Annotated in this window: 11 protein-coding genes and 1 tRNA gene; 3 read left to right on the top strand and 9 right to left on the bottom strand. The window is 69.7% G+C overall.

Annotated features, from left to right (window positions below; genetic code table 11):
• Positions 1-364: 364 nt before the first annotated feature.
• The 7 genes from rho to ACIHCX_RS13815 all read right to left on the bottom strand — a co-directional run bounded on the left by rho (position 365) and on the right by ACIHCX_RS13815 (position 10176).
• The gene (gene rho, locus ACIHCX_RS13845; RefSeq protein ID WP_400029143.1) at positions 365-2389 is read right to left on the bottom strand and encodes a transcription termination factor Rho; all 2025 of its coding nucleotides are present in this window, start codon (positions 2387-2389) and stop codon (positions 365-367) included.
• A 416-nt stretch (positions 2390-2805) separates the two neighbouring features.
• Positions 2806-3735 (bottom strand): homoserine kinase, encoded by a 930-nt coding sequence (thrB, locus tag ACIHCX_RS13840; protein ID WP_400029142.1) that lies wholly within the window; start codon positions 3733-3735, stop codon positions 2806-2808.
• A 590-nt stretch (positions 3736-4325) separates the two neighbouring features.
• Entirely contained in the window at positions 4326-5384 is a 1059-nt protein-coding gene (gene thrC, locus ACIHCX_RS13835; RefSeq protein WP_400029141.1) for a threonine synthase, read from the bottom strand.
• A gap of 6 nt (positions 5385-5390) precedes the next feature.
• A complete protein-coding gene (locus ACIHCX_RS13830) occupies positions 5391-6683 on the bottom strand; it encodes a homoserine dehydrogenase (protein ID WP_400029140.1) in 1293 nt (430 codons plus the stop codon).
• A 232-nt stretch (positions 6684-6915) separates the two neighbouring features.
• On the bottom strand, positions 6916-8307 hold the full coding sequence (gene lysA / locus ACIHCX_RS13825; protein ID WP_400029139.1) for a diaminopimelate decarboxylase: 1392 nt from the start codon (positions 8305-8307) through the stop codon (positions 6916-6918).
• A 26-nt stretch (positions 8308-8333) separates the two neighbouring features.
• Entirely contained in the window at positions 8334-9548 is a 1215-nt protein-coding gene (gene nrtL / locus ACIHCX_RS13820) for an ArgS-related anticodon-binding protein NrtL (protein ID WP_400029138.1), read from the bottom strand.
• Positions 9549-9705: 157 nt separating this feature from the next.
• The gene (locus ACIHCX_RS13815; RefSeq protein ID WP_400029137.1) at positions 9706-10176 is read right to left on the bottom strand and encodes a response regulator; all 471 of its coding nucleotides are present in this window, start codon (positions 10174-10176) and stop codon (positions 9706-9708) included.
• Positions 10177-10289: 113 nt separating this feature from the next.
• Here ACIHCX_RS13815 and ACIHCX_RS13810 point away from each other — a divergent pair.
• A tRNA-Arg gene (locus ACIHCX_RS13810) sits at positions 10290-10361 on the top strand.
• Between the two features lie 549 nt (positions 10362-10910).
• On the opposite strand, the gene ACIHCX_RS13805 is transcribed toward ACIHCX_RS13810, so the two are convergent.
• Positions 10911-11639, bottom strand: a complete 729-nt coding sequence (locus tag ACIHCX_RS13805; RefSeq protein WP_400029136.1) for a DUF4839 domain-containing protein — start codon at positions 11637-11639, stop codon at positions 10911-10913.
• Between the two features lie 258 nt (positions 11640-11897).
• Positions 11898-11984 (bottom strand): DUF3761 domain-containing protein, encoded by an 87-nt coding sequence (locus ACIHCX_RS13800; protein WP_225075656.1) that lies wholly within the window; start codon positions 11982-11984, stop codon positions 11898-11900.
• On the opposite strand from ACIHCX_RS13800, the gene ACIHCX_RS13795 reads away from it, so the two are divergent.
• Both ACIHCX_RS13795 and ACIHCX_RS13790 read left to right on the top strand, forming a co-directional pair.
• Positions 11977-12258, top strand: coding sequence for a hypothetical protein (locus ACIHCX_RS13795; RefSeq protein WP_400029244.1), 282 nt, complete (start codon positions 11977-11979; stop codon positions 12256-12258). The two genes, ACIHCX_RS13800 and ACIHCX_RS13795, sit on opposite strands and share 8 nt — an antisense overlap.
• A 755-nt stretch (positions 12259-13013) precedes the next feature.
• Positions 13014-14168: a hypothetical protein gene (locus tag ACIHCX_RS13790; RefSeq protein ID WP_400029135.1), complete on the top strand. Its 1155-nt coding sequence runs from the start codon at positions 13014-13016 to the stop codon at positions 14166-14168.
• Positions 14169-14204: the final 36 nt, after the last annotated feature.

Genomic DNA, 14204 nt, shown 5'->3' with positions numbered 1-14204 from the left:
TCGGTTCTCGGTCGATGAGACCCGTACCGCACTATCGTCGCTCCTCCGGTCAGACGGGGGAACTCGGGAAAGGGTTGCACAACGCTATGTGTCCACCCCATACGGACATAGCCACCATGCGCCGCTGTGTACCAGTTGGTAACCCTGCTCACCTGCGGTGACGCCGGGCCGGGCGGCGCCGTGGGGGTCGAGGGGAGGCGCGGAGCCTGTGGCGAAGGTCTCGCGGGGACCTCAACGGCCTCGCAGGGTCCGCAACCGCGCCGCAGGGCCCGCAACGGCAAAAGGCCGCCCCCCTGAGACAGGGGGCGGCCTTCGTGCGCCTCTTACCGGCTTGCCCGGCGTGCCGGCTTACCCGGCGAAACGACTAGTCGCCGTTGCCGGGAGTCGGCGTGGTCTTCTGGATCTGCATCAGGAACTCGACGTTCGACTTGGTCTGCTTCATCTTGTCGAGGAGCAGCTCGATCGCCTGCTGCTGGTCGAGCGCGTGCAGCACCCGGCGCAGCTTCCAGACGACGCCGAGCTCCTCGGCGCCGAGCAGGATCTCCTCCTTGCGGGTGCCGGACGCGTCGACGTCCACCGCGGGGAAGATGCGCTTGTCGGCGAGCTTCCGGTCGAGCTTGAGCTCCATGTTGCCGGTGCCCTTGAACTCCTCGAAGATCACCTCGTCCATGCGGGACCCGGTGTCCACCAGGGCGGTGGCGAGGATGGTGAGCGAGCCGCCGTCCTCGATGTTGCGGGCCGCACCGAAGAACCGCTTCGGCGGGTACAGGGCGGTGGAGTCGACACCACCGGACAGGATTCGGCCGGAGGCCGGGGCCGCCAGGTTGTACGCACGGCCCAGACGGGTGATCGAGTCCAGCAGCACGACCACGTCGTGGCCCAGCTCCACCAGGCGCTTGGCGCGCTCGATGGCGAGCTCGGCGACCGTGGTGTGGTCCTCGGCCGGGCGGTCGAAGGTCGAGGAGATGACCTCGCCCTTGACCGACCGCTGCATGTCGGTGACCTCTTCCGGACGCTCGTCGACGAGGACGACCATCAGGTGGCACTCGGGGTTGTTGTGCGTGATCGCGTTGGCGACCGCCTGCATGATCATGGTCTTGCCGGTCTTCGGCGGGGCCACGATCAGACCGCGCTGGCCCTTGCCGATGGGCGAGACCAGGTCGATGATGCGGGTGGTCAGGACGCCCGGGTCGGTCTCCAGACGGAGCCGGTCCTGCGGGTACAGCGGCGTCAGCTTGTTGAACTCCGGCCGCCCACGGCCGTGTTCGGGCGCCATGCCGTTGACGGAGTCCAGCCGGACCAGCGCGTTGAACTTCTCGCGGCGCTCGCCGTCCTTCGGCTGGCGGACCGCACCGGTGACGTGGTCGCCCTTGCGCAGGCCGTTCTTGCGGACCTGGGCGAGGGAGACGTACACGTCGTTGGGACCCGGCAGGTAGCCCGACGTGCGGATGAAGGCGTAGTTGTCGAGGATGTCCAGGATGCCCGCGACGGGGATCAGGACGTCGTCCTCGGCGATCTGCGGCTCGGAGACGTCGTCGCGGCCACGGCGGCCACGGCGGTCGCGGTAGCGGCCGCGACGGCCCCGGCGGCCGCCCTCGAAGTCGTCCCCGTCCTCGTCGGGCCGCTGCTGGCGGTCCTGCCGGCCGCCGCCCTGCTGCTGGCGCTGCTGCTGACCGCCCTGGCCCTGCTGCTCGTCGCCCTTGCCGCGGCGGTCGCGGTCCCGGCCGCGCTCACGGCGGTCGCGTCGGCGGCCCTCGCCGCCGTCACCGGCGTCGCCGTGCGACTGCTGCTGGGCCGCGGTCTCGGCCTTCGGCTCGCCCTTCGCCTCGGCGGCGACGGTGTCGGTGCTGCCCGCCGGGGCGCCCGCCTCGGCAGTGGCACGGCGCCGGCGGCGCTCGACCGGAGCGTCCTCTCCCCCACGCTCGGCCCCGCCGGCCGGCTGGCCGGGGATCTCGATCTGCTGCTGCGCCACGCCCTTGGCGGGGGTCCCGGACTGCTCCACCTCGTTCGAGGTCTTGGCTGCGGGGGCCTCGGCCGCCTTCTTCGCGGGCGCGGCCTCCTCGCCCGAACGGGCCCGGGAGGTGCTGCGGCGCTTCGGCTTGGTCTCGGTGGCGTCCCCTGCGGCAGGAGCGGCCTTCGCGGCGGGGGCACCCCCGGCCGCCTGCGCCTCCTTGATGACCTCGATCAGCTGGCTCTTGCGCATCCGCGCGGTACCCCTGATGCCGAGGCCGGATGCGACCTGTTGCAGCTCGGCCAGCACCATGCCCTCGAGGCCGGTACCGCGGCGCCGCCGGGAGCCGGCACCGGTGGCAGGCGCGGAGGCGTCCGTGGCGGGCGCGGCAGCGGTCTCCTCGACACGTGCGCCCATCAGATCGGTGGTGTCGCTCACGAAGGGTCCTTCCCTGGAGCGGACGTCGGCCTGTCTGGCTCGGCGACCGGTTGTGCTGTCCGGCTTCGGTCCTTGCTGGTGAACCGTGCCGGGGCGGTGGTCCGCCCAAAACGGCGGAAGAGATATCTGGTGATTGGCGCTTCCTCGACCATCAGCGGCACCGAGTGTCGCTGAGTCACGTGGCCTGGTCGCGCCGATTCCGGAGCGTGCCCGGCGGACCGCTCAGTGTGCGCATACGAGGTACTGCCCAGGTACGACGTACACCACACAGTGCGGCTTGGGGGGCTCCCGGAGAAATGTCTGTCCCGGACGGGGACACGAAGCACCTCGCCATGGTGGGGTCGGGTGCAGACTTGAGGTTAACACTACCGGATCCAACAAACATTCCCCCTCTCGAAACCGGCAACAGCCGGCTTTCAGATCTCCACGCCCGCCGCGAGCGGCAGTACGCAGGCTCCCTTCAGGTCGAGACTCAGCCGGTTGGCGGCCCAGTCGGCGCCCGCCAGTTGCTCCACCTTGTCTGCTGTTCCCGCGTCCGCGAGCGCCATGACGGTGGGTCCGGCGCCGGAGATGACCGCGGGAATGCCGTCCGCCCGCAGCCGCTCCACCAGCGCCGCGCTCTCCGGCATGGCAGGGGCGCGGTACTCCTGGTGGAGGCGGTCCTCGGTGGCCGGCAGCAGCAGCTCGGGGCGCCGGGTGAGGGCCTCGACGAGCAGGGCGGCGCGGCCCGCGTTGACGGCGGCGTCGACATGCGGCACGGTGCGCGGCAGCAGGCCGCGCGCGGTTTCGGTGAGTACCGGCTTTCCCGGCACGAAAACCACCGGAACGATGGAATCGGAGGGCTCCATCCTGATGGCCCGGGCGGCTCCGGCCTCCATCCAGGACAGGGTGAACCCGCCCAGCAGACAGGCCGCCACGTTGTCCGGGTGGCCCTCGATCTCGGTGGCCAGCTCGAGCAGCGCGGTGTCGTCGAGCCTGGCCTCGGCGCCTATGGTCACGGCGCGGGCCGCGACTATTCCGGCGCAGATGGCGGCGGAGGAGGAGCCGAGGCCGCGGCCGTGCGGAATCCGGTTGGCGCAGACGATCTCCAGGCCGCGCGGCTGTCCGCCGAGGACGTCGAAGGCGGTGCGCAGCGAGCGGACGAGCAGGTGCTTCTCGTCCCGCGGCAGCGTCTCGCCGCCCTCGCCGGCGATGTCGATGTGCAGCCCGGAGTCGGCCACCCGGACCACGACGTCGTCGTAGAGCCCCAGCGACAGGCCGAGGGCGTCGAAGCCCGGGCCGAGGTTGGCGCTGGTGGCGGGGACGCGCACCCGGACGGCGGCGGCGCGGAACGCGGGACCGGCCATCGCTCGTTGACTCTCCTTGAGCTGCGTGATGGTCGAATGACGATCGACAGGAACGGGGAGGACCCTCAGGCCGCGAAAGACGGCGGACCACCGCCACCTGCATGGGCGTGTGCGGCGGTCGGGTTGCTTACAGCCTATCGAAGGAAAGTTCAGTGGCGACATAGGGCGCACGGGAGGCGCACGATGCGTGTCGCAAGCCCCCTGTGCCACCCTCCTCCGACGTCCCTTGGCCAAGACGCCTCCACACGCTGTGCGGTTGCGTACCCGGCGCGGGGTACGCGCGTTGCGCCGACCGGGCGAAACGGGGCGGGCGGGGCGTCGACGGCGAGGACCGCTGACGGGGACGTCGGCGGCGAGCGCCGCCGACCGGGCCGCGCTCAGGCACTCGGTGCCGTACGCATCCGGCATCCGGAGGCCACGACGGTCAGGCGGGCGATGACACACGGGCGACGGACGGCTGAACCGGCGACGCCCGACCGCCACCGGTTCGACCGCCACAGGTTCGACCGGCGGCGGCCCGTGTGGGGCCGGCCGCCGTCAGTCGTCGCGATCGCCGTCGACGGTACGGGTCGACGGCACGGGAGGTGCCGTCAGGCCAGGCCCAGGCGTTCGGCCGCCGTGGCCGCGTCGACGGGGACCGTGACCGGCTGGGGGGCGCCGGCGACGGCCCAGTCGGGGTCCTTGAGGCCGTTGCCGGTGACCGTGCAGACGATCCGCTGGCCGGGGTCGACCCTGCCCTGCTCGGCGGCCTTCAGCAGGCCGGCCACCGACGCGGCGGACGCCGGTTCGACGAAGACGCCCTCCTGCGCGGCCAACAGCCGGTAGGCGCGCAGGATTTCACGGTCCGTGACCTCGTCGATGGCACCGCCGGACTCGTCGCGCGCGGCCAGCGCGTACGTCCAGGAGGCCGGGTTGCCGATCCGGATCGCGGTGGCGATGGTCGACGGGTCCTTGACGACCTCGCCGCGCACGATCGGCGCGCTGCCGGAGGCCTGGAAGCCCCACATGCGGGGCGTCCTGGTGGCGAGGCCGTCCGCGGCGTACTCGCGGTAGCCCTTCCAGTAGGCGGTGATGTTGCCCGCGTTGCCGACCGGCAGGACATGGATGTCGGGCGCGTCGCCGAGCATGTCGACGATCTCGAAGGAGGCCGTCTTCTGACCCTCGATACGCACCGGGTTGACCGAATTGACCAGCGCCACGGGGTAGTTGTCGCTGAGCGCGCGGGCGAGCGTGAGGCAGTCGTCGAAGTTGCCGTCGACCTGGAGGATCTTGGCGCCGTGCACCAGCGCCTGGCCCATCTTGCCGAGCGCGATCTTGCCCTGCGGCACCAGCACCGCCGAGACCATCCCGGCCCGTACGGCGTAGGCGGCCGCGGAGGCGGAGGTGTTGCCGGTGGAGGCGCAGATGACGGCCTTCGCGCCCTCCTCCTTGGCCTTGCTGATCGCCATCGTCATGCCGCGGTCCTTGAAGGACCCGGTCGGGTTCGCGCCCTCGACCTTGAGGTGGACCTCGCAGCCGGTGCGCTCGGACAGCACCTGCGCGGGCACGAGGGGCGTACCACCCTCACGGAGCGTGATGACCGGCGTGCTGTCGGACACCGGCAGCCTGTCCCGGTACTCCTCGATGATTCCGCGCCACTGGTGGGTCATTGCTGCTTACTCTCCTTCAACCCGCATGATGCTGGCGACACCCCGCACGGTGTCGAGCTTGCACAGCGCCTCCACGGTCCCGCCGAGGGCGGCGTCGGAAGCACGGTGGGTGACGACGACGAGGGAGGCCTCACCGTCCTTGCCCTGCTGGCGCACCGTGTCGATGGACACCCCGTGCTCGGCGAACACGGTGGCGACCTGGGCGAGCACACCCGGCTTGTCGGCGACGTCCAGGCTGATGTGGTACCGCGTGACGACGTCCCCCATGGGCGACACGGTCAGCGCCGCGTACGCCGACTCGCCGGGCCCGGTGGCCCCGTTGAGCCGGTTGCGGCAGACGGCGACGAGGTCGCCGAGCACGGCGGAGGCGGTGGGCGCGCCGCCGGCACCGGGACCGTAGAACATCAGCTGCCCGGCCGCGTCGGACTCGACGAACACGGCGTTGTAGGCGCCGCGCACGGAGGCCAGCGGGTGGGTGAGCGGAATCATCGCGGGGTGCACGCGCGCGGTGACGGACCCGCCGTCCTCGGCCCGTTCGCAGATGGCGAGCAGCTTGATGGTGCAGCCCATCTCCTTGGCGGAGGCGAAGTCCGCGGCGGTGACCTCGGTCATGCCCTCGCGGTAGACGTCGTCGAGCCGTACCCGCGTGTGGAAGGCGATCCCGGCGAGGATGGCGGCCTTGGCGGCGGCGTCGAACCCCTCGACGTCGGCGGTCGGGTCGGCCTCCGCGTACCCGAGCGCGGTGGCCTCGTCGAGGGCTTCCTGGTAGCCGGCCCCCGTGGAGTCCATCTTGTCGAGGATGAAGTTGGTGGTGCCGTTGACGATGCCGAGCACCCGGTTGACCTTGTCCCCGGCGAGGGACTCGCGCAGCGGCCGGATCAGCGGGATGGCGCCGGCGACGGCGGCCTCGTAGTAGAGGTCCCTGCCGTTCGCCTCCGCGGCGGCGTGCAGGGCGGCCCCGTCCTGGGCGAGCAGGGCCTTGTTCGCGGAGACGACGGAGGCGCCGTGCTCGAAGGCGGTGGTGATGAGCGTCCGGGCGGGCTCGATCCCCCCGATGACCTCGACCACGACGTCGATGTCGCCGCGTTTGACGAGCGCGGTGGCGTCGGTGGTGACGAGGTCGGCGGGGACGCCCTCACGCACCTTGTCCGGGCGCCGCACGGCGACCCCGGCGAGCTCCACCGGGGCCCCGATCCTGGCCGCGAGGTCGGCGGCGTGCGTCGTCATGATGCGCGCCACCTCTGAGCCGACAACCCCACAGCCCAGCAGCGCCACCTTCAGCGGACGCGTACGCATCATCCGACCTCGTTTCCTCATACCGTCTTCGGTGGGACCAGTCTCACGCACCGGTCCGGGGTATCTGCTATTTGTCCGGAACGTGAGACGTTTATTTCATTTCCGTCGGCCGGGAAGACAGGAGATCTTCCGGCCGCGCCTCGGCGATGTCACCGTTGTTCGTCGTGGTCGCGTGGGGCCGTCGTGATCGTGTGGGGCCATCGTGATCACGTGGGGTCTCATCCGACGTCGAGCCTTATCCGACGTCGAGCCGCAGGAGGTCCTCCTCCGTCTCCCGGCGGACGATCACCCGGGCCTCCCCGTCCGCCACGGCGACGACCGGCGGCCGCAGCGCGTGGTTGTAGTTGCTGGCCATGGACCGGCAGTACGCGCCTGTGGCCGGCACGGCGACGAGGTCACCGGGTGCCAGGTCGGCCGGCAGGAAGGCGTCCTTGACGACGATGTCCCCGCTCTCGCAGTGCTTGCCCACGACCCGGACGAGCATCGGCTCGGCCTCGGAGACACGGGAGACGAGCGCCACGCTGTACTCGGCGTCGTAGAGCGCCGTGCGGATGTTGTCGGACATGCCGCCGTCCACGGACACGTACGTCCGCAGCCCCTCCAGCGGCTTGATGGTGCCGACCTCGTAGAGCGTGAAGGCGGTGGGCCCGACGACGGCGCGCCCCGGCTCGACGGAGATGCGGGGCGTCCGCAGCCGGGCGGCCTCGCACTCACGGGTGACGATCTCGGTCAGCGCCTTGGCGATCTCGTGCGGCTCACGCGGGTCGTCGTTGCTGGTGTAGGCGATCCCGAGCCCGCCGCCGAGGTCGATCTCCGGCAGCTCGACCCCGTGCTCGTCCCGGATGTCCTTGAGCAGCCGCACCACGCGGTGCGCGGCCACCTCGAACCCGGACATGTCGAAGATCTGCGACCCGATGTGGGAGTGGATGCCGATGAGTTCGAGCCCGTCGAGCTGGAGGGCCCGTCGTACGGCCTCGGCGGCCTGGCCCCCGGCCAGCGGGATGCCGAACTTCTGGTCCTCGTGCGCGGTGGCGATGAACTCGTGCGTGTGTGCCTCGACGCCGACGGTGATCCGGATCTGCACGCGCTGCCGCTTCCCGAGGGACTGCGCGATGTGGGCGACCCGCACGATCTCCTGGAAGGAGTCGAGCACGATCCGACCGACCCCGGCCTCGACGGCCCGCTGGATCTCGTGCGGGGACTTGTTGTTGCCGTGGAAGGCGATCCGCTCGGCCGGCATTCCGGCCGACAGCGCGGTGGCGAGCTCGGTGCCGGAACAGACGTCGAGGTTCAGCCCCTCCTCGTCGAGCCACCTCACGACGGCCCGGGACAGGAACGCCTTGCCGGCGTAGAAGACGTCGGCGTGGTGCCCGAAGGCGTTGCGCCAGGCCCGTGCCCGGGCGCGGAAGTCGGTCTCGTCGAGGACGTAGGCGGGGGTGCCGAACCGTTCGGCGAGGTCGGTGACGGCGATACCGCCGACGGTCACGACGCCGTCCTCGCGCCGGTCGACGGTCTGCGCCCAGACCTTGGGATCGAGGGCGTTGAGGTCGGCGGGCGGGGCGGAGTAGTGCCCCTCGGGCAGGACGTCGGCGTGGCGGGGCCCGGCGGGATGTGCGGAACGGCTCATGTCAGTGCGGCTCTCTGTGGGCTCTCTCAGAGGTGTTCGGGTGCGTCGATGCCAAGCAGGGACAGGCCACCGGTCAGCACCGTCCCGGCGGCTTCGGCAAGGGCGAGCCGGGCGCGGTGGGCGGCCGAGGGTTTCTCCTCCCCACGCGGCAGCACGGTCGCGAGGAAGGGCAGCACGGCATCGGCAACGCTGACGAGGTGCCGGGCGAGAACGTCGGGAGCACGGTGGTCCGCGGCGCGGGCGAGCACGCGGGGATGGTCGGCGAGCAGGGTGAACAACTCGGGCGGGGCCACGTCGACGGGCCCCGCCTCGGCCCCGAAGCCCAGGTCGGCGGCGTTGCGACCGAGGGCCCGGGTGCGGGCGTGGGCGTACCGGACGCGGAAGAGCGGGTTGCTCTCGCGTTGCACGAGGTGCCTGTGGCGCTCGTCGTGATCGTCGTGATCGGCGCCGATACGGGGCCCGTCGTGGCCGATACGGGGCCGATCGTGGCCGGCGGGATGCAGCAGGGCCCAGCGGGCAGCGTCGCGGCCGAGGGGGAGGGGGTCGGCGGAGACGGGAACGGGCCGGACACGGACGCGAACGGGGACGCGGAGGCCGTGCGGCGTGTCCTCGCCGGGAGCATCGACGTGACCGGGGGCATCGACGTGCACGCCCAGGACCCACTCCCAGTCGGCGGGGACAGGACTCGCGCAGACGACCCGCCCCTCGCCCCCCTGGGACCGGAGCAGCCGCGCCACGACATCCGCGACGACGACGGCGCGGACCTCGCGGGGGCAGCACAGTTCCAGGACGGTCGGGGTCGGCTGAGGGCTCCCCGTCGCAGGGGACCGAGGGGTGCCCGTCGCCCGTGGGGTCCCCGTCGTCTCCGGGGCTCCCGTCGCCGGCGGGGCGTACCCGTAGCGCTCCCCCGACCGCCGAACGTCCTCCACCAGCCGGACGAGGGCGGCCTCGGCGTCGGCGTCACGGAGGCTGATGTTGAGGAACCCGGGTCCGGTGACGGTGACGTCGTCGATGCCGTCGAGGCCGAGTAGATGCCCCCGGAGCACCTGGGCGACGACCGGGGCCGGCTGTCCGGCGGACCGGGCGAGCCGGAGGGCGATGTTGGTGGCGTAGTCACCACAACCACCGGGCCGAGGCGGCGTGACCACGACCCGCTCGGGCACACCGACGCTCAGCTCCCCCACGTCGACAGCGCGACGAACCGCACTCAGCACGGTACGAGAGAGCTCCACGGGGGTCACGGGACAAGCGTAGGGGAGGAGGGGGGTGGGTAAGCGAACTGGTTTGGGCGCGGTATCGCCATGTGGACCATGTGAACGAGAACCGCCGGAATCCACGAGGCTGCCGAGCTGGGAGTGCCGAACTGGGACTGCCGACCTCCAGGAACCGGGAACCGTCTCACCCGCTGCTACGCCCGGCTGGCTCGGCCTCCCCCGCCCCACGGGCACCACCGTCGATCAACCGCCGCACGACCCGCACGAGCTCCGCCGGCTCGAAGGGCTTGGCGAGGAAGGCGTCGACGCCCACGTCGAGCCCGGCCTCGACCTCGTACTGCGAACAGGCGCTGACGATGGCGAGCGGAAGATCATGGGTGAGCGGATCGGCCCGTAACCGGGCCGCGGTCCGCAGCCCGTCAAGTCGCGGCATGACGACATCGAGCGTGACGACATCGGGCCGCACCCGATGCACGACATCCAGACACTCGGCACCATCGGCCGCGGTCACGACCTCGAGCCCCTCAAGCTCAAGATTGACCCTGATCAACTGCCGGATGACCTTGTTGTCGTCCACAACAAGCACCCGGCCCGAAGCGGCTGGCACCACTCGAGAGTAGGTCGGGACCAGCCACCGCGTCCGGCTTTTCCCCACTTCCACCCCTTCCGGGGGACCCACCCCCAGGACCCCACCGGAAAACGTTCATGACCACCCTCCCGGAACTGGTAGTGTTCTACCCGTCGCCGCGCAGACAACGCGCCCGACCCGCCCCCGTAGCTCAGGGGATAGAGCAACGGCCTCCGGAGCCGTGTGCGCAGGTTCGAATCCTGCCGGGGGCACCCTTCATGAGGTGCCCAAAGACCCCGTCACCAGCGGAAACGCTGAGGCCGGGGTCTTCGCGTATGTGCAGGCGTATGCCGCCCGGAGCGGCCGTATGTCGGGGGCTGTGGACGAGGCGTGGACGGGATCTTGAAGCATCGCCGCAGGTAATGAGCCTGATCCGACTCGCGCAGGCCTGCCCCTCGCTATCGTCGTTCTGGCCCTGATTTCTGCGCCGCGGCGGGGAAATCAGGCTGGCGGCGCAAGCTGTCGAGGCCGGCATACAGCCGGGCGAACGCTTGGTTCAGTGGCCCACTGTCCGATGGCGTGTATCTACTGCGGGTCACCCTGCGACATGACCTCGGCGTCGAGGTAAAGCCTGACTTCGAGCGCTCCCTCATGCGAGGTCTCGCCGCCCTCGACAGTGAGCGAAGAAGCCTTGAACGCCAACTCGACTCAGAGCACACTCAAGCGAACCGGTCCGCATAACGCACAGATCAGCACGGCCTGGCGAGAATGGACCGAGCGCCCGACTTCCGCGCGGCGTGCCGATGCGCCGCCCATCTTGGCTACCGGACTTCCGTCGAGACCGGGTCGAGGAAGAAGAGGCACTGGACCGCGTTGAATTCGCGCACCTGGGCGACGAAGCGGAACTTGTCGCCTTCGCCGACGGTGGCGGGGATCTTCTTGCCGGTCAGCTTCAGGTCAAAGATGTTGACGTCTTCGTACTTGAAGGCCGGCCCGACCGTCGTTTGCGGTCCCTTGTCGCCTGGGCCCAGGAGGATGTCGTAGCGGGTTTTGTAGTCACCGTGGGGCGCCATGTTGACGATCGAGCCGTTGAACGCGACCGTCTGGCCCTTGTGCCTGGTCGCGAAGTCCAGGTTCGCTTCGTCGCAGTGGTCCGCCGTCTTCAGCAGCGCCGCGAACTCCGGGTTGTTCTGAGGCGTGATCACCTCAGCGGCAGCCGACTCGGCCGCGGTCGGAGTCGGCGTAGCGGAAGGCTCCTCGCTCGCAGCGGCCATCGACTTGCCTGGCTCGTCCTTCTTCTCGCCTCCGTCGCTGAGAGCGGAGGCAACGCCGATGATGCTGGCCAGGATCACGAGGACGGCGGCCGCCGAGCCGATCAGGAGCCACGGCTGCGGCTTCTTCGGCCGACGGAAGTTGAGGGTGGAACGAAGCCTGCCCTGGGCCTGTTCCACGAGCTCCCAGCCATCCTTCTGCATCTTCGAGATCACCAAGCCGTCGGTGCCGCGAACTGTCTGCACGGTCTTGTACTCGTACTTGATCTCGTCGGCCATGCGACTCCGCCCTCAAAAAAGATGGACTGTTCATACCAAGGGCCTCGCGAGCGTAGGGGACGCCGCTTGGAACTCGGCATCACCGACGTCACCCTCCGCCCCATCCGGCGCGGCCACGGCCGAGGCCGCCGCGGTGGTCGTGCGTCCGGAGCCGTGCGGGCGCAGAAGCCTCGGAGACACGTGACCGGCCCCCCGATTCAACGGGGTGGGTGGCCCCACGCTCACACCACCAGTTGGAGCACCGCCCCGAGACGTTGACTACCGGTAGAAGACGGCCACGCCACCGTGATGCGAACAGGCTCCCTGATGGTGAGCGGCGTACGAGTACGTACCGTCGTTGCACAGAGCCGTCGCACCCCCGCCCGCAGAACTGGAGCCTCCCGACGAGCTGGACCCGCCGCTGGACGACGATCCGCCAGACGTCGAACTGCCACCCGTTCCCGACCCCGCGGCAGCGGCGTGCGCGGTGACAGTCACCTTCACCTCGACCGTCTTCGTCACTGTCGGCGCGGGTTTCGGCTTCGCGGTCTCCGTCGCCGTGGCCGTCGCAGTGACCGTGGCCGTGGCCGTCGGCTGCACCTTGTCGTTAGCCACCGACTTCGTCGCGTCCGGGTTCTGACCGTCGGCGCCGCCACTGCCCACGCCCATGATGAACGCGAGGCCCAGGGCGGGCAGTACGAATCGCTTGCGGGCCCACTTGGGTGCGGGACGGACGGCCGGCGGTCCGGGCGGAGGCTGGAACGGCGGCTGGGGCTGGTAGTAGCTCATGGGATCCCCCTGCTTGAGTACGTGCAGGGTGAAGCTATCTACACGGACACGCCAGATGTGAGGGATTAGTAAAGAAGGTGACCGAGTTGTGACACTGCAACTCTCAACTACCCCCGCAGGCCACCACCCCGGCACGCCCGAGCCACCGCCCCGCCACTCGATCAACTCCGGCCGGCAACAACCGGGGAAGCGGCCAGAGGGGGTGGCGCACGCAAGACGAGCGCTCATCCACCGCGGGAACTGGCCTTCGCGAGGCCTGGCACCACACGCGGTGCGCGAGGAGCCTGACCGGCAATCAACGGGGCCCCTGGAATCCACCGGATGCCAGGGGCCTCGGACACGGTTAGGTGACCGTCACTCGTATTCGCGAAGCAGGTCCTCGATACGTCAGTTGACGACGTCCTGCTGGGCCAGGCAGGACCCGCAGCGGACCGGACAGCCTGGCCGCGGACAGTATCTACGGCACCGGGGTGCCCTGCACGCGATCCCAGAACACACCGGCAGCCAGGCTGCCCGTCTGGTCAATCGGCAGGTGAGCTCTGATCGTGCAACACCGCCCCCTGAGGCCTTTCTTGGCATTACCCTGTCGCTCGAAAGGGGGGTGGCATGTTTAATGAGCTATTGCTGGCCACTGCGGCAGCTGGCGGAACAGCGGTGGTGCAGGCTGCTGGAACGGACGTTTGGCATACCCTGCAGCAGCGAGTGGCCGGGTGGGTCGGCCGGGGGGACCCTGAACATGAGGCGGACGCCATGCGCCGGCTCCAGGTCAGTGCTGACGAAATCGCTGCTGCGGAGCCACAGCGCGTCGAGGCGGTACGCGGTGAACTTCGGAGATATTGGCAAGGTCAGTTCGAGGGGCTTCTCATGGGCCTCAACCCAGCAGCCCGCGAGGAAGCTGCCGCCGACCTGGACCGCCTGCTGAAATCGATTCGTCCCGCTGAGACGGACAGGTCGATCCACGTAAAGGTAGATGGCGGTTCTGGATCGAACAACAACAACATTGGCAGCATCAGCGGCGGTCACATTGGCCACATCGGGACCGTGTACCACCAACCACCCACTTCGCGCGCCGAGAAGGCCGCCGAGTTAGCCAGCCTTGTCAGGGACGTCACCGGACTATTCGGCCCCGACCATCGCAACGTGCTCATCGGTCGTTCCAACCATGCCGCAGCGGTCGGCGAAAGCGGAGATGCTGCCGAGGCTGCACGACTGTACGGTGACGTCGTACGCCACTGGTCAAGGTTGTCCGGGCCTGATGATCCAGAAGTGCTCATGGTTCGCTACCAGCATGCAATGTGGGTTGGTGAGGCGGGCCAGGCAGGAGAAGCCGTCCGACTGTACGACGACTTGATCCCCCGACTGACGCAAGCGCGAGGTGCCAATGATCAATACGTGCTTGCGGCTCGAAGGCGGCAGGCAATACTCGTGGCCGAAGCAGGGGACGCAGAGCGGGCGGTCCGTCTGTACGACGCGTTGATCGACCATCAGGTCTGTCTGCTGGGCGAGGAACACATGGACACGCTCGAAGCCAGAATTTACTGGGCTCAGTGCGTAGGTGCCGCTGGAGACGCAGCCAGGGCCGCACAGATGCACGACGCGCTGTATAGCGACCTGAGGCGCGTACTGGGCTCAGAACACACTGCAGCCGTGATCAGCCAGAGCTGGGCCGACTTCTGGCGCACCTACGAGGAAGGCACTCCGTTGGGGTGGCGGGTATTCCACCCGCTTTCCTTCCATAGTCCTTCATGGCGTGAGGCATAAACGCCGCTGAAGCTCGACACGGAGGCCCCCGGACGA

It is taken from the genome of Streptomyces sp. NPDC052043 (genome assembly GCF_044548235.1).
Taxonomy (GTDB): Bacteria; Actinomycetota; Actinomycetes; order Streptomycetales; family Streptomycetaceae; genus Streptomyces.
This window is presented reverse-complemented; position numbering and strand designations above follow the sequence as displayed.

Excerpts from the sequence above, each read along its gene's own strand:
- thrB (WP_400029142.1), bottom strand. The coding sequence starts at position 3,735 with ATGGCCGGTCCCGCGTTCCGCGCCGCCGCCGTCCGGGTGCGCGTCCCC.
- thrC (WP_400029141.1), bottom strand. The coding sequence starts at position 5,384 with ATGACCCACCAGTGGCGCGGAATCATCGAGGAGTACCGGGACAGGCTG.
- ACIHCX_RS13830 (WP_400029140.1), bottom strand. The coding sequence starts at position 6,683 with ATGATGCGTACGCGTCCGCTGAAGGTGGCGCTGCTGGGCTGTGGGGTT.
- lysA (WP_400029139.1), bottom strand. The coding sequence starts at position 8,307 with ATGAGCCGTTCCGCACATCCCGCCGGGCCCCGCCACGCCGACGTCCTG.
- ACIHCX_RS13805 (WP_400029136.1), bottom strand. The coding sequence starts at position 11,639 with ATGGCCGACGAGATCAAGTACGAGTACAAGACCGTGCAGACAGTTCGC.
- ACIHCX_RS13790 (WP_400029135.1), top strand. The coding sequence starts at position 13,014 with ATGTTTAATGAGCTATTGCTGGCCACTGCGGCAGCTGGCGGAACAGCG.